This window comes from Nonomuraea sp. NPDC049649 (assembly GCF_040675175.1).
Classification (GTDB): domain Bacteria; phylum Actinomycetota; class Actinomycetes; order Streptosporangiales; family Streptosporangiaceae; genus Nonomuraea.
Map to the genome: position 1 here is coordinate 225,490 of NZ_JBFAOH010000009.1, position 26,573 is coordinate 252,062.

Here is a 26,573-nt window from a genome sequence, read left to right on the forward strand (position 1 = left end):
TCACTCTTTCCCCGCTGCGGCGTCAGCGAGCGCGTTGGCGCCACCGACGATCTCGCTGATTTCCTGGGTGATCTCGGCCTGGCGAGCCTGGTTCATCTGCTGGGTGAGCATCTGCATCAGCTCGTTGGCGTTGTCCGTGGCGGACTTCATCGCGCGCCGCCGCGCGGCCTCCTCCGAGGCCGCCGACTGCAGCAGCGCCGCGAAGATGCGGGACTCCACGTACCGCGGCAGCAGCGACTCCAGCACCTCGCCGGCGTTGGGTTCGAACTCGAAGTACGGCGGGATCACGGTGGACTCCGTCGCCTCGGTCTCCTCGACCTCCAGCGGCAGGACCCGCCTCACCACGACGTTCTGCGTGAGCATCGAGACGAAGTGGGTCGAGACGATGTGGATCTCGTCGATCCCGTTGTCGTCCTTGAAGGAGTCGATCAGCGTGGTCGCGATCTCCTTGGCGTCGGCGTACGACGGGTTCCTGGAGAAACCGGTCCACTCCCCGCCCATCTCACGCTGGCGGAAGGTGTGCCAGGTGACACCCTTGACGCCGCTGACGAACGGGACGTACTCCATCCCGCGGCCCTCGATGAGCCCGCGCAGCGCCTCGGCCTCGCGCAGCACGTTGGCGTTGAAACCACCGCAGAACCCGCTGTCGCTGGTGACGACGAGGACGCCCGCCCTGGCGGGGTTCTCCTTCGCCGTGGTCAGCGGGTGGTCGATGGACGCCGCGTTGCTGACGACGCCGGTGACGGCGCGCGTGATCTCGCGCTCGTACGGGAGAGCCGCCTGCATCCGTTGCTGGGCCCGGACGATCCGCGAGGAGGCGATGAGCTCCTGGGCACGCGTGATCTTCGCGGTCGACTTGACCGAGTTGATGCGCCGCCGCAGCAGCCTTAGCTGGGCACCCATCTGCTACTTCCCCGTCGCCGGGCGGACGACTCGCTTGATCTTCTCCTGGCCGACTTCCTCTTCCTCCAGCGGCGCCACCGGCTCGTCCTTGACCAGCAGCTCGCCCGAGGAGGTGGTGAAGCCCTTCTTGAACTCCGAGATGGCGTCCTTGAGGGCGGTCACCGCGTCGTCGTTCAGCTCGTTGGTCTCCCGGATGCCGTCCAGGATGCCCTTGTGGGAGGAGGCCACGTAGTCGAGGAACTCGGACTCGAAGCGGCGGATGTCCTCGACCGGCACCTCGTCGAGCTCACCGGTGGTGCCGGCCCAGACCGACACGACCTGGCGCTCGACCGGGAACGGCGAGTACTGGGGCTGCTTGAGCAGCTCGACCAGCCGCTGGCCGCGCTCCAGCTGGGCCCGGGAGGCGGCGTCCAGGTCGGAGGCGAAGGCCGCGAACGCCTCCAGGTCGCGGTACTGCGACAGGGAGAGCTTGAGCGTGCCGGCCACCTTGCGCATGGCCTTGACCTGGGCCGAGCCACCGACTCGGGAGACGGAGATACCGACGTTGATCGCGGGGCGGACGCCCGCGTTGAACAGGTCGGTCTCCAGGAAGCACTGGCCGTCGGTGATGGAGATGACGTTGGTCGGAATGAACGCCGACACGTCGTTGCCCTTGGTCTCGATGATCGGCAGACCGGTCATCGAGCCGCCGCCCATGTCGTCGGAGAGCTTGGCGCACCGCTCCAGCAGGCGGGAGTGGAGGTAGAAGACGTCACCGGGGAACGCCTCACGGCCCGGCGGGCGGCGCAGCAGCAGGGAGACCGAGCGGTAGGCGTCGGCCTGCTTGGTGAGGTCGTCGAAGACGATCAGGACGTGCTTGCCCTGGTACATCCAGTGCTGGCCGATGGCCGAACCGGCGTAGGGGGCGATGTACTTGTAGCCCGCGGGGTCGGAGGCCGGGGCGGCGACGATGGTGGTGTACTCCATCGCGCCCGCCTCCTCCAGGCGGGAACGCACCTGCGCGATCGTCGAGCCCTTCTGGCCGACGGCGACGTAGACGCAGCGCACCTGGCGCTCGGGGTCGCCCGACAGCCAGCCCTCACGCTGGTTGAGGATCGTGTCGACGGCGATCGCGGTCTTACCGGTGCCGCGGTCGCCGATGATCAGCTGACGCTGGCCACGGCCGATCGGCGTCATGGCGTCGATCGCCTTGATGCCGGTCTGCAGCGGCTCCTTCACGGGCTGCCGCTGGACGACCGAGGGGGCCTGCAGTTCGAGGGCGCGCAGCTCCTCGTGCTCGATCGCGCCCTTGCCGTCGAGGGGCTTGCCCAGGGGGTCGACGACGCGGCCGAGGAAGTTGTCGCCGACGGGCACGGACAGGACCTCGCCCGTCCGGCGGACCGTCTGGCCCTCCTCGATGCCGGCGAAGTCGCCGAGGATAACGGCACCGATCTCGCGAGGGTCGAGGTTCAGTGCCAGGCCACGCGTGCCGTTCTCGAACTCCAGCAGCTCGTTCGCCATCGCCGAGGGAAGGCCGGAGACATGGGCAATGCCGTCGCCGGCGTCGACGACGGTCCCGATCTCCTCGCGCGCGGCGCCTTCCGGTTCGTACGCCTGGACGAAGCGCTCAAGCGCGTCCCGGATCTCGTCCGGCCGGATCGTAAGCTCCGCCATCTCTACTCTGTCTCCCTATTCGCCTAGCCGGCCAACCGGCGGCGGACTTCTTCGATTCGTCCCACAATGGTGGTGTCGATGATCTCGTCGCCGATGCGGACCGAGAACCCACCGAGCACTCGCTTGTCCACCTCGACGTTCAGGTGCACGTCGCGGCCGTAGGAGGAACGCAGCCACGCCGTCAGACGCTGCTTCTGCTCCTCGGTCAGCTCGACCGCGCTGCGGACCACGGCGACCAGGCGCCGGCTCTGCTGTGCGACCAGGCGGCTGAACTCCGCGAGCCCAGACTCCAGGCTACGTCCTCGCGGATGCAGGACAACCTGCGTAATGAGTCGGAACGTGCTGGGCGCGACCTTGCCGTCGAGCAAGGAGCGCAGCAGCTCGCGCTTGCCCTCCTGGGGCGCGGCCGGGTCGCTCAGCGCGCGGCGCAGCTCAGGGGTGCCCTCGACGATGCGGCCGAAGCGGAAGAGCTCGTCCTCCACGTCGTCGAGCCGGCGCTGGCTCTCCGCCTCGGCGGCGGCCGCGATCACGCCGAGCCGTTCCAGCACGTCGGCCAGGTCGCCGACGCGCGACCACCGGGCCGAGACCGCGGCCTCGGCGGTGGCGAGCGCGGCCTCGCTCACCTTGCCTTCGAGCAGCACGCGCACGGTCTGCGCCTTCTGCTCACCGGGCCTGGCGGGGTCGGACAGCGCCCGGCGCAGGCCGTGCTCGCGGTCGAGCAGATCCGCGAGCGCGAACAGCTCGTCGGAGAGCCCACCGAGGTCGGCGCTCCCCGCGACCACGTTGAAGCGCTCTTCGACCTCGGCCAGCGACGTTCTGCTCATGCCCTGCATTTAACGCACCGCCTGCGCGTTGGAGCTCTCCAGCTCGTCGAGGAACCGGTCGACGATGCGGCTCTGCCGCGCCTGGTCCTCCAGCGACTCACCGATGATGCGGCCGGCCAGGTCGGTCGACAGACGGCCGATCTCGGTGCGGAGCTGGGCGAACGCCGCCTGGCGGTCGGCCTCGATCTGGGCGTGCGCGGCCTCGATGAGGCGGCGGGCCTCGGCCTGCGCCTCCTCGCGGAGCTCGGCCTTGATCTGCGCGGCCTGCTCGCGGGCCTCCTCGCGCAGCCTGGCCGCCTCGTGCCGGGCCTCCGCGAGCTGCTCGCGGTACTCCTTCTGCAGGGCCATGGCCTGGGCCTGCGCCTCTTCGGCCCTCTTGATGCCGCCTTCGATGGCATCTGTCCGCTCAGCCAGCGTCTTCTGGATGCGAGGTACGAGCATCCGGCCGACGACGAAGAAGACGACGAGGAACGCGAAGACACCGACGACGAGCTCGTACGTGTGCGGAAGGAGCGGGTTGAACACGCCCTCTTCCTGCGCTAGGAGCGTAGCTGCCATCTTCATGGGTGCAGCCTTTCGTCAGAGATTCTTCAGGTCTTTAGAGGGTCGCGAAGAGGAACGGCGCGACCAGACCGATCAGGGCGAGGGCCTCGATGAGGACGAAGCCGAGGAGCATGTTCTGGCGGATCAGGGCGTACGCCTCGGGCTGCCGGGCGATGGCCTGGAGGCCCTGGCCGAAGACGATGCCCACACCGATGCCGGCGCCGATGACGGCGAGGCCGTAACCGATGGAGGTGATGTTGCCGGAGACCTCAGCGAGAACGTTCATTTGCTCTGTTTTCCTTTACTGAACGGCCGGTGAAGCGGGTTTCCACCGGTCATGGATATTCGGAACGTTGGTTTTCAGTGCTCCGCGTGCAGGGAGCCGCCGATGTACATCGAGGCCAGCATCGCGAAGAGGAATGCCTGCAAGAACTGAATGAAGATCTCGAACGCGGTGAAGACGATCGTCATGACCACGCCGATGACCCCGACGCCGGCGCCCAGCGGGGTGAGCTTCTCGATCAGGAACCAGAAACCGACCATGCTGAAGAACGCGAGCAGCATGTGACCGGCGAACATGTTGGCGAACAGTCGCACGGCGTGCGTGAACGGCGCGATGATCATGTTGGAGAGGAACTCGATCGGCGCCAGGAGCACGTAGATGGGCTTGGGCAGGCCGGGCGGGAACATCATGTTCTTGAAGTAGCCGACCGGGCCCTGGTGCTTGAAGCCCAGGTAGATCTTGAGCACGTAGATCGAGAGCGCGAGCACGGCCGGGAAGGCGATGTGCGAGGCCACCGGGAACTGGATGAACGGGATGACACCCATCAGGTTCCAGCCGAAGACCAGGAAGAAGAGCGTTACCAGCAGGCCCATGAACCGATCGGCGTCCTTGCCCAGGAAGGGCCGGGCGATCTGGTCGCGGACGAACATGTAACCGTACTCGACGACGTTCTGCATGCCCCGCGGGACGATCTTGGGGTTGCCGAAGGCGCCCCAGCTGATCGCGATCACCACGATCGAGCTGAGAACCGCCACCAGGACCGGCTTGGTCAGCCATTCGATCCCCCCGACAGGGGCGAGGTCGAACAGTTCCTGAGGCGTCGGGGCCCTGAACTCGCCACCGGGGGAGGCTAGGAGCGACAGCGTACTCACGCGGCGTTCCCTTCAACGTCGTAGTGATTCACAAGGGTTTCCTCAACGGAGTCAGTCCCGCAGCGGGCTATTGACTGAACTTCCGGTAGGCCAGATAGCCGGCGAGCAATAGTCCCAGGACGGCGCCTATGGGGAAGAACACAGACGTGTCGAGCCACCGGTCGAGCAACCAGCCGATTCCTCCATAGACCGCCACTCCCCCGAGTAGATAGCCGGGGACTGACCACTTGGCGTCGGCGAAGTCGCGACCGTCGTCCTCTGGTCGGCGTTCCTTTGCGCTCATCGCGGGCCTGACCATAGCAGGCGTTCGAAGGACTAGTCATATCGGCCTCGCCGTGCGCCGGTTTCATGAGTCGCCCTGCCCGGGAACCTTGGCCTCCGGGTCGACGTAAAGGACCTTCGTCTTGACGAAAGCGCGCATTTCGAAGGCCGACCAGACGATCGTGCAGGCCACCACCGACCAGGCGAAGGCCGTCGTGTTCCAGGCCGTGGCGTCGCCGAAGGCCTGGAGCGCGGCGATGATGACGATGACCTTGACGAGGTAGCTGCCCATCGCCGCGAGCATCATGAGCTGCGGGGAGATCCGCCCGGCGTACGACACCACCACGATGCTGATGGTGAAGAAGACCCCGACCAGCAGGGCGCCGATCGCCGCGCCGAGCCCGCCTTCGGCGCCGGCCATCAGGAGCGCCACGGCCACGGCGACCGCGCCTACCACGGCGGTCGGGATCGCCGCGCTCTTCAGTACGCGCACGTCGTTGGCCTGCATCAGCGCTCCATCGGTGATTATCAAGCGAGCGTTTGCTTCCTCCAGCGCAGACGCGCCTGGAGTCCCTGCTCGTGAAAGATATCACAAGCTCATGGAAGACCGCTTTTACCTGCCGTTTCTAGGCCGCGGTCACGAACGTCCCGGATAGAGTGGAATGACCGAATTGGGGTCTGAGCTGGTCTGTTCCTGCGGCGGGCCGGGCGGCGGAATCCGCCGGAACTCGGCATCCGGCCGCACCGGCGGCATCGGCCCGGTGGGCGGGCCGTCGTCGTCGTCCGACGGCTTGTGCCGCGAGGCGTGCGCGGCGTTCCGGCGCCGCCAGCGCGGCAGGGCCATCAGCACCAGCACGACCAGCGCCAGCAGGATCACCACGGGGAACGCCAGCACCGGCACCGTGACCACGGACATCCCGAAGATGCCGAACGCGAACAGGAAGGTCCACGCGTACATGATCAGCACCGACTGCCGATGGGAGTGGCCGATGTCCATCAGCCGGTGATGCAGGTGGCCGCGGTCGGGCGAGAACGGCGACATCCCGTAGGAGGTGCGGCGCACCACGGCCGTGATCAGGTCGATCAGCGGGAGCACCATGACCGCGGCGGGCACCAGCAGCGGCAGCAGCACGCCGAACCGGTTGATGCCCTCGATGACCGAGGTGTCCACCGGCATGACCGTGACCAGCGACGAGGCCAGCACCAGCCCGATCAGCATCGCGCCGGTGTCGCCCATGAAGATCTTGGCCGGGTGGAAGTTGTGCGGCAGGAAACCGATGCAGGCCCCGATGAGCACGGAGGAGATGGCCGCGGTGGTCGTGATGCGGTCACCGCTGATGTTCTGGCTCAGGTAGATCGAGTAGGCCCAGGTGGCCATGGCGGCTATGCAGACGATCCCGGCGGCCAGCCCGTCGAGCCCGTCCACGAAGTTGACCGCGTTGATCGCCACCACCACCACGAGGATCGTGATGACCGTACTCAGCGTGTAGTCGAGGCTGGTCGAGCCGCCCCAGTCCTTCGGCAGCGGGATGTAGGTCAGCCGCAGCCCGTAATAGACCAGCACCCCGGCGGCGGCGATCTGCCCGGCCAGCTTGATGAAGGGATCCATCCCCCACCAGTCGTCCAGGAAGCCGGTCACCGTGATGAGGCCGCCCGCCACGATCAGGGCCAGGACCGGCTCGCCGGTGGCCGCGAGCGCCTTGCCGGTCTTGGTGAGCTGGGCGGCCACCAGCAGCCCGACGACCAGCCCGCCGTACATCGCTAGGCCGCCGAGCCGCGGCGTCGGCGTGGTGTGCACGTCACGTTCGCGGATCTCGGGAGCCGCGCCGATGCGGATCGCGAAACGACGCACCAGCGGAACCAGAAGGTATGTCACCGCTGCCGCGATGAGCGCCATGAACAGGTATTCGCGCACTGACCTAGTTTCTCGGAAGCTCCGGCCCGCTGTGACCGGAAAACGACACAGACAGCTTAATATTGGCGCAGATAAGCCTGGCGTATGACGGGAAGCGTACGCACCTCGTCTCCGACCTCCGCGATCTTCTCCGGCTCGCGCACCGCGCGGCCGATCAACGCCCCGACCTTCTCCAGGTCAGCCGGGCCGAACCCCTGCGTGGTGACACAAGGCGTGCCCACCCGGACACCCGAGGTCACCCCCGGAGGCTCGGGATCGTACGGTATCGCGCTCCGGTTCAGCGTGATGCCGGCCGCGGCGCACCGGCTCTCGGCCTCGGCCCCGGTCACCCCCAGCCCGCGCACGTCGAGCAGCGCCAGATGGGTGTCGGTGCCGCCGGTCACCGGCCGCATCCCCTCCGCCGCCAGCGCGTCGCAGAGCGCCCGCGCGTTGACGATCACCTGCCGGGCGTACGCGGCGAACTCCGGCCGCATGGCCTCGCCGAACGCCACCGCCTTGGCCGCCACCGCGTGCATCATCGGCCCGCCCTGCGTGAACGGGAACACCGCCCGGTCGATCCGCCCCGCCAGCTCGTCCGTACAGAGGATGGCGCCGCCGCGCGGCCCCCGCAGCGTCTTGTGGGTGGTGAACGTGACGACGTCCGCGTACGGGACGGCGGACGGGATCACGCCGGCCGCCATCAGCCCCATCGGGTGCGCCGCGTCCGCCAGCAGCCACGCCCCCACCTCGTCGGCGATCCCCCGCAGCACCCCGAAGTCGATCAGCCGCGGATAGCTCGTCGCGCCGCACACGATGACCTTGGGCTGATGCCGCAGGGCCAGGTCCCTGACCTCGTCGTAGTCGATCAGCTCGGTGTCGCGCCGCACCCCGTACGAGACCACGTCGAACCACCGGCCGGAGAAGTTGGCCCGCGAGCCGTGCGTGAGATGGCCGCCGTGCTGCAGCGCCATGGCCAGCATCCGGTCGCCCGGCTGCAGCAGCGCCGCGTAGGCCGCCAGGTTGGCGGACGAGCCCGAGTGCGGCTGCACGTTGGCGTGGTCGGCGCCGAACAGCTCGCGCGCCCGCCGCACGGCCAGCCGCTCCGCCCGGTCGACGACCTCGCAGCCGCCGTAGTAGCGGTTGCCCGGATAGCCCTCCGCGTACTTGTCGCTCAGCGCCGACCCCAGGGCGGCCAGCACCGCCGGAGAGGTGAGGTTCTCGCTGGCGATGAGCTGCACACCGCCGCGCACCCGCTCGACCTCGTCGAGCAGCACGCGGGCCAGCTCCGGGTCCCGCTCCTCCAACAGCTCGAAATCCGGGCCGTAGAAGCGTCCTCCGCCCATGCTTCCACTGTACGGGGACGGTTCCGGCCGCTCTCGCCCCGACGCCAGGACATGGCGTGCGACCTGTACGGGGACGGCCTGGCCGACCTCGCGCCGAGCCAGGAGGACATCAGGAGAAGGCGTCCGAACCGTACAGGGACGGCCCCTGCCGACCTCGCTCCGACGTCAGGAGGAGGTCAGGAGAAGGCGTGCGGTGCTCCTGACGGGCTGGGGATCCAGCGCGGCGTGTCTGCGGCCTCGTCGCTGATGGACGTCAGCACGGACTGGCGGTAGAGGGCCAGTCTGTTGCGCCACTGGGCGATGTCCTCGACGTAGCGCTTCCCCGCCGGGGCATCCCAGGTCTGCGGGCTCCTGGCCTTGGCGTACACCTTGTCGAGCGCGGCGGCGGCCTTGTCGAGCAGGGGCACGATCTCCTGCCAGGCGGTGACCAGGCGCTGGTACTCGGGGTTGAACTCCCAGACGCGGGGCTGCGCGTCGAGCGGGCCGGTCGCGGTGGCCGGCGGCATCTCGCCGAGCTCGCGGGGACGCGGCGGGGGCGGGTCCACGTACATCAGGCTCTCCTGCCGTCGTCGTCTCGCCTGGGCTCGCCGGGTTCGACCTGGCCCGGGGGTCCGTCGGCGGGCCCGGCGGCGCGTTCGATGAGCTCGCGCAGCTCGTCCAGGTCGAGCGGGCCCTCCAGGCGGTCGTTGCGGGCGTCTCCGTAGATCAGCGCGTCGCTGGCGTTGACGGCTACCGTGCCGGTGTCGTCCGGGGGTGGGGTGGGCGGGACCACCAGTCCGCGGTCTCCGTTCGCTGAGGTGGCGTTCTGGCCGGTCCCAGAGGTGTCTGAAACGGCCTGCCCGACCCCCTGCCCGGTCCCGGAGACGTCCGAGACGGCCTGCCCGGCCTCCGGCGTGGGGCCCACGGACGGCATCTCGGCCGGTTGGACCTGGTCGAGGCTCTCCAGCAGGTCCTCCAGCTCCTGCGCGGTGGGCGGGTCGATGGGCACCTGGAGCACCTTCACCCCGTCGATCTCGATAACCTGCGGCTTGCTGGTGTCCACGTCGTCCGGATGGTCCTTGCGCGGGGTGTCCGCGATGTTCTGGGCGGAGCCGTCTCTCGGCTCGCCGGCGTCGGGCTTCTCGGTCCCGGGCGCGCGATCGCACGCGCCGTCCGCGTCCGGTTTCCCCTGGTCGCGCGCGTCGGGCTTCTCGCCATTGTCCGCGTCCGGCTTCCCCGGGTCTCGCGCGTCCGGCTTCTCGCCGGTGTCCGGGTCGGGCTTCCCCTGGTCACGCGCGTCAGGCTTCTCCCCCGTGTCCGCGTCCGGCTGCTCGCGTTCCCGTGCGTCGGGCTTCTTCTGCTCGGGCTTCTCATCCCGGCCCTCAGCGTCGGGCTTGGTGGGAGCCGGGTTCTTGGCGTCGGGTTCGGGGGTCTTGGTGCCTTTGTCGTCGGGTGGCGGGTCGGTGGAGGGGGACTCGCCGGCGGCCCGCTTCTCCAGGAGGTCCAGCCGGGCGGAGACGTCCTTGACCATCCGGTCCGCCTCATCGGCGACCTGGCGGGGCCGGTGGGTCGTCTGGGTGGCGACGCCCGCCCGGGACAGGACCCGCGAGACGCGCGCTTCGGTCTCCCGCAGCTCGACGGCCGCCCGTTTCGTCTCCCCCAGCAGCTCGCGGACCAGCTGGGGATCCATGCCGTCGAACTTGCCCATGGGCCACTCCCGGACGTCGCTGCTCCGGATTTCACCGTAGGGCCGCGGCCGCCCGCCGCGCAGGCGGGATAAGCAGACGGTATCGGTCAGTCGTCGTCGGTCGCCACGTACCCGATGATGCCGCGCAGCTTCTGCACGGGGATGGCGCCGCGGCGCAGCAGCCGCGGCACCGCGGTCGTCAGGTCGAGGATCGACGACGGGGTGTTGTCGGCGGACTTGCCCCCGTCGAGGTAGACGGCGACCGCGTCGCCGAACTGCTCCTCGGCCTCGGCGGCGGTGACGGCGGCCGGCGAGCCGGAGCGGTTGGCGCTGGAGACGGCCATCGGGCCGGTCTCCTTGAGCAGGTCGAGCGCCACCGGGTGGAGCGGCATGCGCAGCGCGACCGTGCCCTTGGTGTCGCCGAGGTCCCAGGAAAGGGCCCGGTTCGCCTTGCAGACGATGGTCAGCGGCCCCGGCCAGAACGCGTCTATCAGGTCCTGCCCGTACGGCCCGAGGTCCTCCACGAGCGCGGTCGCCGCCCGTACGGTGCCGACGAGGACGGGCGGCGGCATGTCGCGCCCGCGGCCCTTGGCCTCCAGGAGCGCCGCGACGGCGGTGTGGGTGAAGGCGTCGGCGCCGAGCCCGTACACCGTGTCGGTGGGCAGCACGACGAGCTCGCCGCGCCGCACGGCGGCGGCGGCCTCCTCGATACCCTCCGCCCGCTGGTCGAGGTCGCTGCAGTCAAAGCGCTTTGTCACGGTCTCGTTGCCTCACGCCGCAGGCGAACGGCGCTCTTCGAGGCCTCCTCCTTCTTCCGTTCGGCCTACGCGTTTCGGCGCCGTCCGGAGAATGCCGCGCCGCTCGCGTGCATCCTAGTCCTGGCCGAGCCTGGCGGTGACGAACCGGTCTCTGCGGGTCAGATCCTGACGGAGCCGGATGTCGCGCCAGCCGTTGTCTTCGGGGAACTCCAAGTAGACCGCGTTCCCCTGGTTGTCCGCGTGCTCGACGGCGACGTAGCCGCCGGGCCGCAGCAGGCGCCGGGCGGTACGCTCGACCGCCCGCACCTCGCCGAGCCCGTCGTCGCCGGTGCCGTACAGGGCCCGGACCGGGTCGTAGTCGCGCACCTCGGGGTCGCGCGGCACGGCGCCGGGCGGGATGTAGGGCGGGTTGGAGATGACCAGGTCGACCTTGCCGTTCAGCTCGGGCAGGGCCTCGGCCAGGTCCTCCGGGTGCAGGTGGGTGCGGCCCTGGCCGTGCTCGGTGATGTTGCGCTTGGCCCAGGTGTAGGCGTCGGGGTCGACCTCGACGGCGTGCACCTCGGCCAGCGCCACCTCCTGGGCGATGGACAGGGCGATCGCGCCGGAGCCGGTGCCGAGGTCGACGACGAGCGGCGCGGCCACGTCCATCTCGCGCAGCGTCTCGATGGCCCAGCCGGCCATCACCTCGGTCTCGGGGCGCGGCACGAACACGCCGGGGCCGACGGCCAGGTCGAGGTAGCGGAAGTAGGCGCGGCCGGTGATGTGCTGGAGCGGCTCACGCGCCTCACGCCGGGCCACGCCCTCCCAGAAGAGGGCGTCGAAGTCGGAGTCCTTGACGGTGTGGAGTTCGCTCCTGCGCACGCCGTGGACGAACGCCGCGATCTCCTCGGCGTCGGTGCGTGGTGACGGCACACCCGCCTCCGCCAGCCGGGCGGTGGCGAGGGCGATCTCGTCCAGCAGAAATGTCATGAGTGTTGTGCGAGCTTCTCCGCCATCTCGGCATCGATGAGGGACTGGGTGACGGCGTGCAACTCGCCGTCGAGAACCTGGTCGAGGTTATACGCCTTGAACCCGACGCGGTGGTCGGAGATGCGGTTCTCGGGGAAGTTGTACGTGCGGATCCGTTCGGAGCGGTCGACGGTGCGCACCTGCGACTTGCGCTCGGCCTGGGCCGCGGCCTCGGCCTCCTCCTGCGCGACGGCCAGCAGCCGGGCGCGCAGGATGCGCAGCGCCGACTCCTTGTTCTGCAGCTGGCTCTTCTCGTTCTGGCAGGAGACGACCACGCCGGTCGGCAGGTGGGTGATGCGGACCGCCGAGTCGGTGGTGTTGACGCTCTGCCCGCCGGGGCCGCTGGAGCGGTAGACGTCGATACGCAGGTCGTTGGGGTCGATCTGGACGTCGACCTCCTCGGCCTCCGGGTAGACGAGCACGCCGGCGGCGCTGGTGTGGATGCGGCCCTGGGACTCGGTGACGGGCACCCGCTGCACGCGGTGGACGCCGCCCTCGAACTTGAGCCTGGACCACACGCCCTCGTCGCCCTTGGCCTTGATGGCGACCGTGACGTCCTTGTAGCCGCCGAGGTCGGACGGCTGGCTGTCGATGATCTCGGTCTTCCAGCCCAGCCGCTCGGCGTAGCGCAGGTACATCCGCAGCAGGTCGCCGGCGAACAGCGCGGACTCCTCGCCGCCCTCGCCCGCCTTGATCTCCATGATGATGTCCTTGTCATCGTTGGGATCGCGCGGGATCAGCAGGTGCGTGAGCCGCTCTTCGAGCTGGGCGGCGCGCTCTTCGAGCTCGGCCGCCTCGGCCGCGAACGCCTCGTCCTCGGTGGCCAGCTCCCTGGCGGCGCTCAGGTCGTCACGGGCCGTCTCCAGCTCGCGGTAGGTGGTGATGATGGGCGTGAGCTGGGAGTAGCGCCTGCCGAGAGTACGGGCCTTGTTCTGGTCGGCGTGCACGGCGGGGTCGGCGAGCTGCAGCTCCAGCTCGGAGTATTCCTTGAGCAACTCGTCGAGATTCACCGTGGGTCCTTCGTCGTGTGGGCTTTGCGCGAACCAAGAACGCCGGCCCGCCGCACGGTCGTGCGTCAGGCCGGCGTAGGTGAAGCTACTTGCCCGAGTCCTTCTTGCCGAAGCGCTTCTCGAAGCGCGCGACGCGGCCGCCGGTGTCGAGGATCTTCTGCTTGCCGGTGTAGAACGGGTGGCAGGCAGAGCAGACGTCGGCGTGGATCACGCCGTTCTTGGCGGTGCTGCGGGTCGTGAACGTGTTGCCGCAGGTGCAGGTCACCTGCGTCACGTTGTAGTCAGGGTGGATGTCGCGCTTCATGGCTGTCCTTTCGGGTGCGGTCGCCGGGTCGCCGGGTGCGGCGGTGCGCAGCGGGCGGGAACCGGTACCGCGAAAATCGGTCAGCTAACAGTGTGCCAGATGCTCCAACCGTCCAGCGCCGCCCGGCATTCCCCGGGATCTTGACGCCGGCGGGAACACGAGCGGGCGGCAGGGGCTCCCCCGCCGCCCGTTCCGTGGCAGGCCGTCAGTCGCGGTCGTTGTTGACCGTGGTCTTCTGGACCTGGAGCAGGAACTCCGCGTTGGACTTGGTCTCCTTCATGCGGTCGAGGAGCAGCTCCAGCGCCTGCTGCATGTCGAGCGCGTGCAGCACCCGGCGCAGCTTCCAGACGATCTGAAGTTCCTCGCGCGCCATGAGGATCTCTTCCTTACGGGTGCCGGACGCGTCGACGTCCACCGCGGGGAAGATGCGCTTGTCGGCCAGGGAGCGGTTGAGCTTGAGCTCCATGTTGCCGGTGCCCTTGAACTCCTCGAAGATGACCTCGTCCATCTTGGACCCGGTCTCGACCAGGGCCGTGGCGAGGATCGTCAGCGAGCCGCCGTTCTCGATGTTGCGGGCGGCGCCGAAGAAGCGCTTGGGCGGGTAGAGCGCCGTGGAGTCGACACCACCCGACAGGATGCGCCCGGACGCCGGGGCCGCCAGGTTGTAGGCGCGGCCGAGGCGGGTGATCGAGTCGAGCAGGACGACCACGTCATGGCCGAGTTCCACCAGGCGCTTCGCGCGCTCGATCGCCAGCTCCGCGACCGTGGTGTGATCCTCGGCGGGACGGTCGAAGGTCGAGTGGATGACCTCGCCCTTCACCGACCGCTGCATGTCGGTGACCTCTTCCGGCCGCTCGTCGACGAGGACGACCATGAGGTGGCACTCGGGGTTGTTGCGGGTGATCGCGTTGGCGATCGCCTGCAGCACCATCGTCTTTCCGGCCTTCGGCGGGGAGACGATGAGACCGCGCTGGCCCTTGCCGATCGGGGAGACGAGGTCGATGATCCGCGTGGTGAGGATGTTCGGCTCGGTCTCCAGGCGCAGGCGCTCCTGCGGGTAGAGCGGGGTGAGCTTGTTGAAGTCGGGCCGGTTGCGGGCCTGCTCCGGGTCCATGCCGTTGACGGTGTCGAGGCGGACCAGGGCGTTGAACTTCTCGCGCCGCTCGCCCTCGCGCGGCTGGCGCACCGCGCCGGTGATGACGTCGCCCTTGCGCAGGCCGTTGCGGCGGATCTGGGCGAGCGAGACGTACACGTCGTTGCTGCCCGGAAGGTAGCCGCTGGTCCTGACGAAGGCGTAGTTGTCGAGGATGTCCAGGATGCCGGCGATCGGGATGAGGACGTCGTCCTCGCCGATCACGGGCTCGGCGCTGTCGAAGCGGTCACGGCCGCGGCCGCGGCTGCGCTCCCTGAACCGGCCCCGGCGGCCGCGGCCGCCGCGGTCGTCGTCGCCGTCGCCCCGCTGGTCGCCGCCGCGCTGGTCGCCCCGGCTGCCGCTGTCGGCGGAGCGGTGGTCACCGCGGTGGTCGCCGCGGTCGTTGCCGTTGCCGCCGTTGCCGTTGCCGTTTCCGTTGCGGTCGTTGCCGTTGCGGTCACGCCGCTCGCCCCGGCTGCGGCGCTCGCGCCGGCTCTCACCGCGCTCGCTCCGCGACTCGCCCTGGTGGGCGTCGGAGGAGGGCTGGGCCGGCTGTGCGGGCTGTTCCTGCTGCTCGGCGACGGGCTCGGCCGGAGCCGCCACGGGCTCGGGCTGAGCGGGCGCGGCAGCGGGGGCCGTGGCGGTGGCCGGCTCGGCGGCCTTCTCGGCGGCCTTGGCGGTGGTCTGCGCGGCGGGTTCCTCGGCAGCCTGGGTACGGGAACGTTCCCTGCGCGTCCGGGTGGGCCGCTCCGTGGCGGGCGCCGCTTCGGCCGCGGCGGGGGCCTCGGCGGCGGGAGCCGCCGCGCCTTCTCCGGAACCGCCACCCTGCTTCTCCTGGATGGCCGCGATGAGCTGGCTCTTCCGCATCCGCCCGGTCCCGCTGATGCCGAGCTCGGCAGCGATCTTCTGCAGCTCGGGCAGCACCTTGGCGGACAGGCCGGTGCCGGAGCGACGCGCGCGGGGCTTGGCCGCGGCGCGGGTGGGGGTGTCGCCGGACGCCGCAGAGGTGCCTGATGCGTCGGAGAGGAGTTCGGTGGTGTCGCTCAACTAAAAGGTCCTTCCCAGGGGTCGGGCGCCGGCTTCATTCGGCCGAACGTCCCGGAGGTGCTTGCGATCCGGCGGGACAGACCGGGTCGGGGTGCACATTTGCGATCTTCGGCCGTCGCTTGGGACGGTCGCCTCTCTTGGCAAGGGGCTCGTCCAAGCCGCCACGGGACCGTGGCGTGTGGATGGAACCCCCCAGATTGCTGCCGACAACCAGATGTCGAGGTATCGAACGCGCACGTCCCCGTCGGCGCCACCTCGCTTCGGGCCAACCGGGTGTGGGCCAACCGGAGGCGACGGATTCCGGGGAGACAGCCGCGCCGCCCACGCCTCGCGACGTGAAGCATGATGCAGCGATGTTTGGCTGACAAGCACGCACCCATCAAAGGGGGCACCTGGTGCGGCTACCAGCCTAACATCACCAGCGCACACGGCTATTCCCTGAAGGTCTAGAGAGGCATCAGCGTGTCTCGGGGAACTGAACGTTCGCACCAATCGGGTCGACGTCCATTTGCTGGATGTGCCAGTCATTACCCACTTCTGGCGCGATCAAATCCTGCGGATCCGATGTCGAAAACGCAAGAACCGTGGGACCCGCTCCCGAAACGACGGCGGGCACGCCCACTGCACGGAGCCGTTTTACCAGATCAGCGCTCTCCCGCATGGCAGGCGCGCGGTAAGGCTGGTGCAGACGGTCCTCGGTTGCGGCGAGCAGCAACTCCCGATCCGGTCTCTGGGTCAGCGCCGCGATCAGCAGCGCGGCCCGGCCGGTGTTGAAGGAGGCGTCCTCGTGGGGCACATCCTTCGGAAGCAACCCCCGAGCGGTCTCCGTCTCCAAACGTGCCGATGGAACGACGACGACGGGACGGATGCGCGCGTCGGGCGTCAGCTTCACCATACGTGGTGTGCCGTCATGCTCGATCCAGGCGATCGTCAGGCCGCCTGCCAGGCACGGAGCCACATTGTCGGGGTGGCCCTCCATCTCGGTGGCGAGCGCGAGCACCGCGTCGTCGCTCAGCTCGCCGCCGCCCAGCGCCCGCGCGGCCAGGATGCCGGCGCAGATGGCGCCGGACGAGCTGCCGAGCCCCCGCGCGTGCGGGATGCGGTTGCGGCAGCGCAGCCGGATCCCGGCCGGCTGGGCCACACCCATCCGGTCGAACGTCCTGCGCATCGCCTTGACGACCAGGTGGCCCTCGCCGGTGTCGACCGCGCCCTCGCCCTCGCCCTCGACCGTGACCAGCACGCCCGGCTCGTCGGTGACCGTGGCCTCGACGTGGTCGTACAGGGCCAGCGCCAGCCCGAGCGTGTCGTAACCCGGTCCGAGATTCGCCGACGTCGCCGGCACCCGTACCTGGACGGTCCTCATTCCTCACCTCTCCCCGTGAACTCCGCGGCCCCCGGAACGCGACGGCCTGTCGCGCGATCCCCGCTCCGCTTTTCGGACAGGCCGGCGTGGATGCGCGGCTGAGAGCCAGCCTGCCGCAAGACGGCGTCCCGCGCGAACGCGGGCGTCAGGCCAGATTGAGCGCCGAGGCGGCGGCGTGGACGTCGATGGGGACGGTGATGGGGGCGGGAGCGCCCGAGATCGCCCAGTCGGGGTCCTTGAGCCCGTTGCCGGTGACCGTGCAGACGATCCGCTGGCCCGGCTCGACCAGGCCCTCGGCGTGCGCCTGGAGCAGGCCCGCCACGCTGGCCGCCGAGGCCAGCTCGACGAAGACGCCCTCCTCCTGGGCCAGCAGCTTGTACGCGGCCGCGATCTGCCGGTCGGTCACCTTCTGGATCAGGCCGCCGGACTCGTCCCTGGCGGACGTGGCGAGCTGCCAGGAGGCGGGGTTGCCGATGCGGATGGCGGTGGCGATGGTCTGCGGGCGGGCCACGGGGGCGCCGTCGACGATGGGCGCGGCGCCGCTGGCCTGGAAGCCGAACATGCGCGGCCGCTTGGTCGCCACCTTGTCGTCGGCGTACTCCTGGTAGCCCATCCAGTAGGCCGAGATGTTGCCCGCGTTGCCCACCGGGATGCAGTGGATGTCGGGGGCGTCGCCGAGCGCGTCGACGATCTCGAAGGCGGCGGTCTTCTGGCCCTGGAGGCGGAACGGGTTGACGGAGTTGACCAGCGCGATCGGGTAGTTGGACGACAGCTTGCGGGTCATCTCCAGACAGTCGTCGAACGACCCCTCGACCTGCAGCAGCGTCGCGCCGTGGACGAGCGCCTGGGCCAGCTTGCCCATCGCGATCTTGCCGCGCGGCACCAGCACCGCGCAGGTGATGCCGGCCCGGACGGCGTAGGCGGCGGCCGAGGCGGAGGTGTTGCCGGTGGAGGCGCAAATGACGGCCTTGGCGCCCTCTTCCACGGCCTTGCTGATGGCCATGGTCATGCCGCGGTCCTTGAAGCTGCCGGTCGGGTTGGCGCCCTCGACCTTGAGGTAGACCTCGCATCCGGTCAGGGCGGAGACACGGTGGGCGGGCACGAGCGGCGTGCCCCCTTCGAGCAGCGTGATGACGGGCGTCTTGGGGGTGACCGGAAGGCGCTCTCGGTACTCCTCGATGAGGCCACGCCAGGACCTGCTCATGTCATGTCTCCCTACCTGCGGTGTTCGGCACCGAGTGTACGGGGTCGGCGGGGGTGCGGGGGTGGCCGGGGAGGACATCGCCACTCACCCCGCAGCGTCATAATTCAGCAAATTCCCAGCAACTCCCGATAAGGTCTCCCGCCAGGGGGTCAACCACATGAACGCGCGTCCTGCTGTCCCGCAGAACGACTATTCCGCCTTGCAGCCGCCGGAGCTCGGCTCCTGGTCTCCGGAACTGTCCGTGAGCGTGGTCATCCCCGCCCACGGCGGGGAACATCTGGAGCTGGTACTCGCCGCGCTGGCGGCCCAGACGTACCCCGGCCACCTCATGGAGGTCCTGGTCGTGGACGACGGCAGCGAGCCGCCCATCGAGCTGCCCGAGCTCCGCCCGGACAACACCAGGATCGTCCGCCCGGCCTCCGGCTGGGGCATCTCCAACGCCGTCAACACCGGTGCCAAGGCCGCCGACGGCGAGATCATCCAGCGGCTCGACGCCGACATGGTGCCCTGCCGCGAGCACATCGAGGCCATGGCCCGCTGGCACCACGTGACCGACTACCTGGTCACGATCGGGATGAAGCGGTTCGTCGAGGTGCCGGAGCTCACCGCCCGCCAGGTGTACCGGGCCCGCCGCCTGGACGAGCTGTTCGACCTGGACAAGGCGTCGCCCAGCTCGACCGAGGCGACGATCGAGAAGACCGACGGGCTGCGCAAGAGCCGCAACCCCTACCACGTCTGCACCGGGCCGACCGTCGCCATGCCGCGCGAGGTGTTCCACGCCGTCGGCGGCCTCGACCCGCACGTGCACCGGGGCGGCGACACCGAGTTCGCCTACCGGCTGGCGATGCACGGCGTCGTCTTCGTACCGGCGATGGAGGCCCTGGCCGTCCACCTCGGGCTGCCCGCGCAGCACCGCGACCGGGAGCGCGCCGTGCGGGCCGTCCAGCCGTACCTGGCGCACCGCATCCCGCTCCGCCGCGACCTGCGCAAGGACCGCGGCCGGCAGTGGCTGGTGCCGTACGTGGAGGTCGTGCTGGACGTCGCCGGCGCCTCCGAGACGGTCGTGCGCGAGGCGGTGTCGGCGGCGCTCGACGGAAAGCTGCACGACGTCGTGGTGACGCTCGTCGCGCCCTGGTCCACGCTGCGCGAGGGGCGGCGGCCGGTGCTGTCGGACCCGCTGTTCGAGCTGTGGCAGCTCCGCGAGGTGTTCGGCCACGACCCCCGGATCAGGCTCATCGACGAGGCCGCGCCGTCGCCCGCGCCCACGCCGTTCCGCTACCGGGGGCCGGTGGACGTGCCGCTGCACCGGGTCACGCTGGAGCGCATGATCGAGACAGTGCAGAAGGACCTGACGGGCGTCCTGATCGTGGACCTCCCGGACGGCCGCGAAGCCCGCCTGGAACGCACCTCCGCACTCGCCCGCGCCCTCCTCCTGACCACCTCCCCCGGCGACGACCTCGACACCGTCATCGCCACCACCCACGGCGTCCGCCACGTCGCCCCCGACCGCTACTGGCCCAAGCCCAAACCACAGCAGCCCCCACCCCCGGTCACCATCCCGGCCCCCGCCCCGGCCGCCCCCGAACCCGGCCGCACCCTCCTGCGCCGCCTCAAATCGGCCCTCCGCCCCGACTGACCCCTCATCCGTACGAACGACCAGCCCCCACACACGGAGAGCCGCACTCATCCGTACGAACGAGCACGCGGAGGTGCGGGCCTGCACGCGGAAATCTCACCCACCCCGTACGAACGACCGGCCTGGGAGCGGGGGCACCCGCCCGGAGGGGCGGGCCCGCACGCGGAGGCCGACATCGCCCTGTACGGCCGAGAACGCGGAGACGGCACCGACCCCGCGCGAAGGAGCGGGCCTGCACGCGGAGGCCCACACCGCCCTTTACGAAGGCGCACGCGGAGATGACACCCTCCCCGCGCCGGGGATCGGGCCTGCACGTGGCGCCCCCACACCCGCCCCGTAACGAGCAGACCGTGTGCGGTGGGTGGCCAGCACGAACGAGCGGGCCGCGTGCGGGGGCGGTGCTCGGGTTTCTACTTGCGGAGGGCGCGTTTGACGCGGGCGGAGAAGGCGGTGCGGAGGTTGCGGGTGCGGCGTTCGGCGGCGAGGTCGCGGCGGAGGCCGGCCACTTCCTTGCGGAGGGCGGCGATCTCCCGGCGGTACTCGACGGCGCTCTTGCGCCACTTGGCCGCCTCGTCGCGCCAGCGCACCACGTCGGCGCGGATGCGTTCGGCCTCCTTGGCCAGCCGCTGCGCCTCGGCCTTGGCGGCGAGCCGGGCCCGGTAGACGCTGCGGCGGCCCTGCGGTTCCGGCTGTTCGGTGGCGAAGCCGTAGGTCTCGCCGGACACCCAGACGATGCCGGAGACCTCGTCCACCACGTCGTCGAGCTCCTCGCCGGGACGGGCCAGCATGCGGGCCCTGGCGAAGTAGGCGTTGCGTTCCAGCCGGGCGGCGACGATGCCGTCCGCCGTCTCGTCGAGCAGGACGTTGACCAGCCCGAGCCCGTCCTCGCGGGCCAGTTCGAGCAGCGCCGCCACGGAGTCCTCGCCGGGCACCCAGCCGGGCGGCAGCCGCAGCACGTACGGCACGGCGGGGTCGGCCTCGTCACTGGTGGCCAGCCGTACCCGGCTCTCGTGCTCGTAGTGGCCGCGGACCAGCACCAGTTCCAGGTTCGGGTCGCGGAGCGGGGCGCGGCGGTCGCGTTCGAGGGTGTCCCAGGGGCCGACGACGACCACGCGCAGGTCGTTCATGGTCCCCGCGAGCAGCGCGTCGACGGTGGCGCGCACGCCGTCGAAGCCGGTGGTCCCGTCGACGACGACCTCCACGTACGGGATCTTCCACTTGCGGTCGGGGTGGCGGCGCAGCCAGCGGTAGGCGGGGATGTGGTCGGCGACGTGGGCGTAGCTGACGCGGTCGATGCGCTCCTTGTGGCTCATCCGCATGGTGGGGCCGAGGTGGTAGGCGCGGGCCTCCGGCTCGGGTACGAACACGGCCCCGGCCTGCATCAGCCGGTAGCCCATCTCGGTGTCCTGCCCGAGCACGAGGTCGCCGTCCATGGGCCCGGCGGCCTCGATGAGGCGGCGGCCGACGGAGGTGGCGCCGCCGACGTGCAGGCTGAAGGGCCGGTCGGTGTTCTTGGTGAGCCCGTCGGTGCGTTCGATGAGGCGGACGAGCCAGGCGTGCGGCTCGGCGGGTTCGAAGTACGCCTCGAGGTCGTCGGGCAGTTTCTCGGGCAGCGGGGCCTCGGAGAAGCGCAGGTAGCCGGTGACGGCGAGGTAGGGGGCGGCGTGGTGCCAGCGCATGTGGGCCGCGACCGCGCCGGGGGTGGGGACGACGTCGGAGTCGAGCCAGTGGATGACGTCGCCCTCGGCCTCGGCCAGCCCGGCGTTGCGGGCGCTGCCGCGGCCGGGGGTCTCGCAGCGGATCAGCCGGGTGTGCGGCGGGTGGTCGGCGGGCAGCCGCAGGGGCGGGGTGCTGCCGTTGTCGACGACGATGACCTCGGTCAGCTCGGCCGGGTAGGTCTGCCTGGCGAGCCCGGCGAGCACCAGGTCGAGCTTGTCCTGACCGCCGTAGGCGGGGATGACCACGCTGACGCGCAGCTCCGGCGTGAAGTCGGCGTCCGGCCGGAGGGCCCGGTAGTCGTTGCCGCGTACTCTCATGCCGCTTCCATCAGCAGGCTGGGACGGAAGCCGTGCCACTGGTTGGCGGCGACCTTGACGAAGTGGGCCAGCGGCAGCCGCCACGTGTGCTGCTCGCTCAGCCCGCGGCGCAGCACGTATCCGAGCCCGTGGGTGCGGTACACCCGCGCGCCCGCGCCGGACGCGGCCTTGAGAAACTCCCTGTCCACTGCCGAACGCACCGCAGGAAACCCTCCTATTTCTCGAAATTTCTCCCGAGACAACAAGATCGTCCCGCCTGCCACGTGGTCCGACCACACCTCACTGCGGTACGCGGCCCCGCTCGCGAAGGTCGTGCGCCTGATCGTCAGGTTGAGCGGCTCCAGATAGAAGAACTCGCCCGCGACGCCGACCACGTCCGCCCCCGAATAGGCGACGGCCATCAGCAGGTCGGACAGGTGGGCGGGACCGTACCAGTCGTCGTCGTCCCACTTGGTGAGGTAGTCGCCCTCGGCGCGGGCGGCGGCCCGGTTCAGCACCTCGCCGAACGGGACCTCGTCGTCGGCCTCCACCCAGCTCACCGGCAGCGGGCAGCCCTCGACGGCCTCCCGCACCCGCTCGGACGCGAACCCGTGCAGCCCGAGCACCACCTCGGCCCGCACCCCGCGCTGCCGGGCCATCTGCTCCAGCGCGGAGGCCACGAACTCCGGCCGCTTGGTCGCCATCACGATGCTGACCAGCGGATCCGCCGGCGGGCGCGGCGCGGCCAGGCGGCGCAGCCGGATGCTGTGCTCCTCGCGTCTGAGGTCGGCGAGGCAGCGCGCGGTGCCGTCGGGCTCGTGCGCCAGCCAGGCCCGGTCGGTGAGCACGTCCCGCAGTTCGGCGGGCACCCACGCGGGGGCCGAGACCGCCGTCAGCGGCACCCCCGCGCCCGCGAGCCGCATGAGGCCGTCGAGCGGCACCTCCCGCTCCGGCCACGCCACTTCGAGCCCGCGCAGCGCCCGCAGCGCCTCCTCGGACTCCTCCTGCCCGTCCACGACCCATTCGCCGTCACGCCAGCGGAGAGGGGCCAGCCCCTTCTCCGGCGTGCGCGCGAAACCGCAGGGGGTGAGGGACATCGATGCTGCTCCTGAGTACCGGAAACGCGACCGGCGCCTACCTTACGCCGCTTTTGACACAGAAGTACTCATTCGTGTGCTTCTCCCGGAAACCCCGAAGGGAGGTCCCAGCGCACATTCAGCATCTTCAACGCGTAGTGACATCTCCAGCGAAAGATTACGCGTAGTGCCCGAAATCGTCCCGTGATCAGCCCGCGCCGATCACGGGACGGAAACATCGGTGCTTAGTCGTCGCCCTCGACCCGCATCACGCCGGCGACGGCCCGGACGATGTCGAGCTCGCGCAGCCCCTCCATCGTCGCCGAGAGCGCGGCGTCGGTGGCGCGGTGGGTGACGATGACGAGCTGGGCGTCGTCGCCGTAGCCCTCCTGGCGCACCGTCTGGATCGACACGTCGTGCTTGGCGAACAGCTCCGCCACCCGGGCCAGCACGCCCGGCTTGTCGGCCACGTCCAGGGCGACGTGGCAGCGGGTCACGGTCTCGCCCATCGGGTGGACGGGCAGCGACGCGTACGTGGACTCCTCCGGCCCCCGGGCCCCGGCCAGGCGGTTGCGGCCGACGGCCACCAGGTCGCCGAGCACCGCCGAGGCCGTGGGGGCGCCGCCCGCGCCCTTGCCGTAGAACATGAGCTGCCCGGCCGACTCGGCCTCGACGAAGACCGCGTTGTACGCCTCGCGCACCCCGGCCAGCGGGTGGGACCTCGGGATCATCGCGGGGTGGACGCGGACGCCCACCGAGCGGCCGTCGTCGGAACGGGCGCAGATGGCCAGCAGCTTGATGACGTAGCCCATCGCCTTGGCGGAGGCCACGTCGGTGGCGGTGATCTCGGTGATGCCCTCGCGGTGGACCTGCTCGGCGGTGACCCGGCTGTGGAAGGCGAGCCCGGCCAGGATGGCGGCCTTCGCCGCGGCGTCGAAGCCCTCCACGTCGGCGGTGGGGTCGGCCTCCGCGTAGCCCAGGGTCTGGGCCTCCTCCAGGGCGTCGGTGAAGGACGCGCCGGTCGAGTCCATCTTGTCGAGGATGTAGTTGGTGGTGCCGTTGACGATGCCGAGCACGCGGTTGACCCGGTCGCCCGCCAGGGACTCGCGCAGCGGCCGCAGCAGCGGGATCGCCCCGGCCACGCTGGCCTCGAAGTAGAGGTCGCCCCGGCCGGCCCTGGCCGCCTCGTACAGGCTCGCGCCGTCCTCGGCCAGCAGCGCCTTGTTGGCGGTGACGACGGCCTTGCCCCGGTTGAGCGCGGCGACGATGAGCGAGCGGGCGGGCTCGATGCCGCCGATGACCTCGATCACGATGTCGACGTCGTCGCGGGTCACCAGCGCCTCGGCGTCGGTGGTGAGCAGGGCGGGGTCGATCTCGACGTCGCGCTTGCGGCCGAGGCGGCGCACCGCGACGCCGGCCAGCTCCAGCGGGGCTCCGACCCGGGCGGCCAGGTCGTCGTGCTGCTCCCGCATGAGGCGGATGACCTGGGAGCCGACCACACCACACCCCAGCATGGCCACCTTCAACGGTTTCACACTTGCCCCCTCAGCAGGTCGTCTTCGGTCTCGCCCCGCACGATCACCCGGGCCCGGCCGTCGGCGACGGCCACCACGGCGGGCTTCGGCAGGTAGTTGTAGTTGTTGGCCAGGGACCGGCAGTAGGCGCCGGTGGCGGCGATCGCGATGAGGTCGCCGGGCGCGAGGTCCGCGGGAAGGTAGCAGTCGCGCACGATCATGTCGCCGCTCTCGCAGTGCTTGCCGACCACGCGGCTGAGCATGGGCCCGGCGTCGCTCTCGCGGCTGGCCAGCACGGTGGTGTACTCGGCGCCGTAGAGCGCGGTGCGGATGTTGTCGCTCATCCCGCCGTCGATGCTCACGTACGTGCGCAGCCCCTCGACGTCCTTGATCGTGCCGACCTCGTACAGCGTGATGCCGCCGGGGCCGACGATGGAGCGGCCCGGCTCGACGGTGAGGCGAGGCACGGGCAGCCCGGCGTCGGTGCAGACCTTCTGCACGATCTCGCGCAGGCTGTCGGCGATGGTCTTGACGTCGAGCGCCTCGTCGCCGTCGACGTAGGCGATGCCGTAGCCGCCGCCAAGGTCGAGCTCGGGCAGCACGACGCCGTGCTCCTCCTTGATCTGCACGAGCAGCGTGGTGAGGCGGCGCGCGGCCACCTCGAACCCGGCCGTGTCGACGATCTGGGAGCCGATGTGGGAGTGGAGGCCGACCAGCTCCAGGGACGGCATCTCCAGGATGCGCCGCACGGCCTCGGCGGCGGCGCCGGAACTCAGCGACAGGCCGAACTTCTGGTCGTCGTGGGCGGTGGCGATGAACTCGTGGGTGTGCGCCTCGACGCCGGTGGTCACCCGGACCATGACCTTGGGCCGCAGGCCGCGCTCGGCGGCCAGGTAGCCCAGCCGGGCGATCTCCTCGTACGAGTCGACGACGACGTGGCCGACGCCGGCCTCCAGGGCACGGGTCAGCTCGGCCACCGACTTGTTGTTGCCGTGGAGGGTGATGCGCTCGGGCGGGAAGCCGACGCTGAGCGCCACGGCCAGCTCGCCGCCACTGGCCACGTCGAGGCCCAGGCCCTCGTCGTCCAGCCAGCGGACCATCTCCTTGCACAGGAAGGCCTTGCCGGCGTAGTGGACGTTGGAGCCCGCGAACGCGGTGACGTAGTCGCGCATGCGGGAGCGCACGTCTTCCTCGTCGAGCACGTACAGCGGGGTGCCGTGCTCGCGGGCCAGATCGCGTACGTCCACCCCGCCGACCGTCAGCACCCCGCCGGTCCGGCCGGACGTTCGCGGCCAGATCGCGGGGTTGATCCGATTGAGGTCGTCGGGCGCCAGCGGGGGGCGCTCGTGGGGCGGCGGCTCGGCATGCCGGTCCCCTGCGGGATGGGCGAATCGACTCACCCGATTGAGGCTATCGGAACGGCCCCTCTGCCCGTGCCCGGTGCCCACCTTTCGAGACGCCGGGCCCCGTCAGCTGCCGAAGATTTTACGTTTTTTTACGGTATCGACGGATATTTCTCATATCCGGTCGGGTCCGATCAGCACGCTCTCCACCGCAGCCGCCAGCCGTACCCTGGCGGTGTGCACCGGCTCCGGCTCCGCGTCGCCCATCGGCACCGCCGGGGCCCGCTCGTGCGCGTCGTGGTAGGCCGTCGCCAGCCGCACCAGCCAGTTCGCCCACCCCGGATCCCGGCTCACCGCCCGACCGGGCAGCTCGGCCAGCACCCGCAGGACCGCTCGATCGTACGGCGACGACAGCAGCTCCGGCCGGAACCCGCTCTCCGGCACCCCGAGCTCCCGCGCCCACCGCCGCACGGCCGCCGCCCGCGCGTGCCCGTAGCGGACCACGAACCCGGGGTTCTCCCACGTACGAGGGAAGTCCGGCCACTCCGGCTCGGCCAGCACGGGCGGTTCCAGCTCGTCCAGCAGCGCCCCCGGCACGGCGACCACCACCCGCACGAACCCGCTGGGCAGCGCCTCCGCCCGGCTCACCCCCGGCACCTCACGCACCCGCGCGGCCAGCTCCTCCGGCGGCACCCCCCGCCGCAGCGCGGCAGCCGAGACGTAGACGGCCTCCCGCTCCCACGACCCCTCGGGCACCGGCGCCTCCCCCAGCACCTCCGCCAGCCGCCGGACGGTCACTAGGGCACCCTCTTTCTCGCAGGCACCACTACGGTGCTTGGTGAAGGGACTCGGCGGGAGCCGGGGTGACGGTCTAGTCCGGTCGCCGCTCGACGGCCCGCATGACACCACCGCCCCCGGTTC

The 26,573-nt window shown here is 70.5% G+C and carries 25 protein-coding genes; 1 reads left to right on the forward strand and 24 read right to left on the reverse strand.

Features of this window, described 5'->3' with window-relative positions; genetic code table 11:
* From AB0J42_RS15440 to thrC, 19 genes are all read right to left on the reverse strand, one after another.
* A complete protein-coding gene (locus tag AB0J42_RS15440) occupies positions 1–903 on the reverse strand; it encodes a F0F1 ATP synthase subunit gamma (protein WP_364293958.1) in 903 nt (300 codons plus the stop codon).
* Positions 904–906: 3 nt separating this feature from the next.
* On the reverse strand, positions 907–2,556 hold the full coding sequence (gene atpA, locus AB0J42_RS15445; RefSeq protein WP_364293961.1) for a F0F1 ATP synthase subunit alpha: 1,650 nt from the start codon (positions 2,554–2,556) through the stop codon (positions 907–909).
* A gap of 23 nt (positions 2,557–2,579) precedes the next feature.
* Positions 2,580–3,389, reverse strand: a complete 810-nt coding sequence (locus AB0J42_RS15450) for a F0F1 ATP synthase subunit delta (RefSeq protein WP_364293964.1) — start codon at positions 3,387–3,389, stop codon at positions 2,580–2,582.
* The gene (locus AB0J42_RS15455; RefSeq protein WP_364293967.1) at positions 3,390–3,944 is read right to left on the reverse strand and encodes a F0F1 ATP synthase subunit B; all 555 of its coding nucleotides are present in this window, start codon (positions 3,942–3,944) and stop codon (positions 3,390–3,392) included.
* A gap of 34 nt (positions 3,945–3,978) precedes the next feature.
* Positions 3,979–4,209, reverse strand: coding sequence for an ATP synthase F0 subunit C (gene atpE, locus AB0J42_RS15460; RefSeq protein ID WP_364293970.1), 231 nt, complete (start codon positions 4,207–4,209; stop codon positions 3,979–3,981).
* Between the two features lie 74 nt (positions 4,210–4,283).
* Positions 4,284–5,078 carry a F0F1 ATP synthase subunit A gene (atpB, locus tag AB0J42_RS15465; RefSeq protein WP_364293973.1) on the reverse strand — a complete coding sequence of 265 codons (795 nt, stop codon included), beginning with the start codon at positions 5,076–5,078 and terminating at the stop codon, positions 4,284–4,286.
* 67 nt (positions 5,079–5,145) lie between these two features.
* Positions 5,146–5,361: an AtpZ/AtpI family protein gene (locus tag AB0J42_RS15470; RefSeq protein ID WP_364293976.1), complete on the reverse strand. Its 216-nt coding sequence runs from the start codon at positions 5,359–5,361 to the stop codon at positions 5,146–5,148.
* A gap of 63 nt (positions 5,362–5,424) precedes the next feature.
* On the reverse strand, positions 5,425–5,847 hold the full coding sequence (locus AB0J42_RS15475) for a hypothetical protein (RefSeq protein WP_364293979.1): 423 nt from the start codon (positions 5,845–5,847) through the stop codon (positions 5,425–5,427).
* 129 nt (positions 5,848–5,976) lie between these two features.
* Entirely contained in the window at positions 5,977–7,254 is a 1,278-nt protein-coding gene (locus AB0J42_RS15480; protein WP_364293982.1) for an MraY family glycosyltransferase, read from the reverse strand.
* Positions 7,255–7,310: 56 nt separating this feature from the next.
* A complete protein-coding gene (gene glyA / locus AB0J42_RS15485) occupies positions 7,311–8,576 on the reverse strand; it encodes a serine hydroxymethyltransferase (RefSeq protein WP_364293985.1) in 1,266 nt (421 codons plus the stop codon).
* 176 nt (positions 8,577–8,752) lie between these two features.
* On the reverse strand, positions 8,753–9,127 hold the full coding sequence (locus AB0J42_RS15490) for a hypothetical protein (RefSeq protein ID WP_364293988.1): 375 nt from the start codon (positions 9,125–9,127) through the stop codon (positions 8,753–8,755).
* Entirely contained in the window at positions 9,127–10,263 is a 1,137-nt protein-coding gene (locus AB0J42_RS15495; RefSeq protein ID WP_364293991.1) for a hypothetical protein, read from the reverse strand. The genes AB0J42_RS15490 and AB0J42_RS15495 overlap by 1 nt, the downstream gene beginning before the upstream one ends.
* Positions 10,264–10,349: 86 nt before the next feature.
* The gene (locus AB0J42_RS15500; RefSeq protein ID WP_364293994.1) at positions 10,350–11,000 is read right to left on the reverse strand and encodes an L-threonylcarbamoyladenylate synthase; all 651 of its coding nucleotides are present in this window, start codon (positions 10,998–11,000) and stop codon (positions 10,350–10,352) included.
* Positions 11,001–11,114: 114 nt separating this feature from the next.
* A complete protein-coding gene (gene prmC, locus AB0J42_RS15505) occupies positions 11,115–11,969 on the reverse strand; it encodes a peptide chain release factor N(5)-glutamine methyltransferase (protein WP_364293997.1) in 855 nt (284 codons plus the stop codon).
* Complete coding sequence (gene prfA / locus AB0J42_RS15510; RefSeq protein WP_364294000.1) at positions 11,966–13,018, reverse strand: peptide chain release factor 1; 1,053 nt, start codon at positions 13,016–13,018, stop codon at positions 11,966–11,968. The genes prmC and prfA overlap by 4 nt, the downstream gene beginning before the upstream one ends.
* Positions 13,019–13,103: 85 nt before the next feature.
* Positions 13,104–13,322 carry a 50S ribosomal protein L31 gene (gene rpmE, locus AB0J42_RS15515; RefSeq protein ID WP_364294003.1) on the reverse strand — a complete coding sequence of 73 codons (219 nt, stop codon included), beginning with the start codon at positions 13,320–13,322 and terminating at the stop codon, positions 13,104–13,106.
* A 205-nt stretch (positions 13,323–13,527) separates the two neighbouring features.
* Positions 13,528–15,501 carry a transcription termination factor Rho gene (gene rho, locus AB0J42_RS15520; protein ID WP_364294006.1) on the reverse strand — a complete coding sequence of 658 codons (1,974 nt, stop codon included), beginning with the start codon at positions 15,499–15,501 and terminating at the stop codon, positions 13,528–13,530.
* Positions 15,502–15,958: 457 nt separating this feature from the next.
* Positions 15,959–16,864 (reverse strand): homoserine kinase, encoded by a 906-nt coding sequence (gene thrB / locus AB0J42_RS15525; RefSeq protein ID WP_364294009.1) that lies wholly within the window; start codon positions 16,862–16,864, stop codon positions 15,959–15,961.
* 145 nt (positions 16,865–17,009) lie between these two features.
* A complete protein-coding gene (gene thrC, locus AB0J42_RS15530) occupies positions 17,010–18,068 on the reverse strand; it encodes a threonine synthase (protein ID WP_364294012.1) in 1,059 nt (352 codons plus the stop codon).
* A gap of 157 nt (positions 18,069–18,225) precedes the next feature.
* Between thrC and AB0J42_RS15535 the strand changes: the two genes are divergently transcribed.
* Entirely contained in the window at positions 18,226–19,704 is a 1,479-nt protein-coding gene (locus AB0J42_RS15535) for a glycosyltransferase (protein WP_364294015.1), read from the forward strand.
* Positions 19,705–20,114: 410 nt separating this feature from the next.
* Here AB0J42_RS15535 and AB0J42_RS15540 read toward each other — a convergent pair whose 3' ends face one another.
* The 5 genes from AB0J42_RS15540 to AB0J42_RS15560 all read right to left on the reverse strand — a co-directional run bounded on the left by AB0J42_RS15540 (position 20,115) and on the right by AB0J42_RS15560 (position 26,450).
* The gene (locus tag AB0J42_RS15540; protein WP_364294018.1) at positions 20,115–21,740 is read right to left on the reverse strand and encodes a glycosyltransferase; all 1,626 of its coding nucleotides are present in this window, start codon (positions 21,738–21,740) and stop codon (positions 20,115–20,117) included.
* The gene (locus tag AB0J42_RS15545; RefSeq protein WP_364294021.1) at positions 21,737–22,816 is read right to left on the reverse strand and encodes a glycosyltransferase; all 1,080 of its coding nucleotides are present in this window, start codon (positions 22,814–22,816) and stop codon (positions 21,737–21,739) included. Before AB0J42_RS15545 ends, AB0J42_RS15540 begins: the two co-directional genes overlap by 4 nt.
* A gap of 224 nt (positions 22,817–23,040) precedes the next feature.
* Entirely contained in the window at positions 23,041–24,330 is a 1,290-nt protein-coding gene (locus AB0J42_RS15550; protein WP_364294024.1) for a homoserine dehydrogenase, read from the reverse strand.
* Entirely contained in the window at positions 24,327–25,709 is a 1,383-nt protein-coding gene (lysA, locus tag AB0J42_RS15555; protein ID WP_364294027.1) for a diaminopimelate decarboxylase, read from the reverse strand. Before lysA ends, AB0J42_RS15550 begins: the two co-directional genes overlap by 4 nt.
* A gap of 117 nt (positions 25,710–25,826) precedes the next feature.
* Positions 25,827–26,450 carry an anticodon-binding protein gene (locus AB0J42_RS15560; protein ID WP_364294030.1) on the reverse strand — a complete coding sequence of 208 codons (624 nt, stop codon included), beginning with the start codon at positions 26,448–26,450 and terminating at the stop codon, positions 25,827–25,829.
* Positions 26,451–26,573: the final 123 nt, after the last annotated feature.

Coding starts and splice junctions, on each gene's coding strand:
- AB0J42_RS15450 (WP_364293964.1), bottom strand. CDS start 3,389: ATGCAGGGCATGAGCAGAACGTCGCTGGCCGAGGTCGAAGAGCGCTTC.
- thrB (WP_364294009.1), bottom strand. CDS start 16,864: ATGAGGACCGTCCAGGTACGGGTGCCGGCGACGTCGGCGAATCTCGGA.
- thrC (WP_364294012.1), bottom strand. CDS start 18,068: ATGAGCAGGTCCTGGCGTGGCCTCATCGAGGAGTACCGAGAGCGCCTT.
- rpmE (WP_364294003.1), bottom strand. CDS start 13,322: ATGAAGCGCGACATCCACCCTGACTACAACGTGACGCAGGTGACCTGC.
- AB0J42_RS15440 (WP_364293958.1), bottom strand. CDS start 903: ATGGGTGCCCAGCTAAGGCTGCTGCGGCGGCGCATCAACTCGGTCAAG.
- atpA (WP_364293961.1), bottom strand. CDS start 2,556: ATGGCGGAGCTTACGATCCGGCCGGACGAGATCCGGGACGCGCTTGAG.
- AB0J42_RS15470 (WP_364293976.1), bottom strand. CDS start 5,361: ATGAGCGCAAAGGAACGCCGACCAGAGGACGACGGTCGCGACTTCGCC.
- AB0J42_RS15495 (WP_364293991.1), bottom strand. CDS start 10,263: ATGGGCAAGTTCGACGGCATGGATCCCCAGCTGGTCCGCGAGCTGCTG.
- AB0J42_RS15535 (WP_364294015.1), top strand. CDS start 18,226: ATGAACGCGCGTCCTGCTGTCCCGCAGAACGACTATTCCGCCTTGCAG.
- AB0J42_RS15490 (WP_364293988.1), bottom strand. CDS start 9,127: ATGTACGTGGACCCGCCCCCGCCGCGTCCCCGCGAGCTCGGCGAGATG.
- glyA (WP_364293985.1), bottom strand. CDS start 8,576: ATGGGCGGAGGACGCTTCTACGGCCCGGATTTCGAGCTGTTGGAGGAG.
- AB0J42_RS15455 (WP_364293967.1), bottom strand. CDS start 3,944: ATGAAGATGGCAGCTACGCTCCTAGCGCAGGAAGAGGGCGTGTTCAAC.
- atpE (WP_364293970.1), bottom strand. CDS start 4,209: ATGAACGTTCTCGCTGAGGTCTCCGGCAACATCACCTCCATCGGTTAC.
- AB0J42_RS15475 (WP_364293979.1), bottom strand. CDS start 5,847: ATGCAGGCCAACGACGTGCGCGTACTGAAGAGCGCGGCGATCCCGACC.
- prmC (WP_364293997.1), bottom strand. CDS start 11,969: ATGACATTTCTGCTGGACGAGATCGCCCTCGCCACCGCCCGGCTGGCG.
- AB0J42_RS15545 (WP_364294021.1), bottom strand. CDS start 22,816: ATGTCCCTCACCCCCTGCGGTTTCGCGCGCACGCCGGAGAAGGGGCTG.
- AB0J42_RS15540 (WP_364294018.1), bottom strand. CDS start 21,740: ATGAGAGTACGCGGCAACGACTACCGGGCCCTCCGGCCGGACGCCGAC.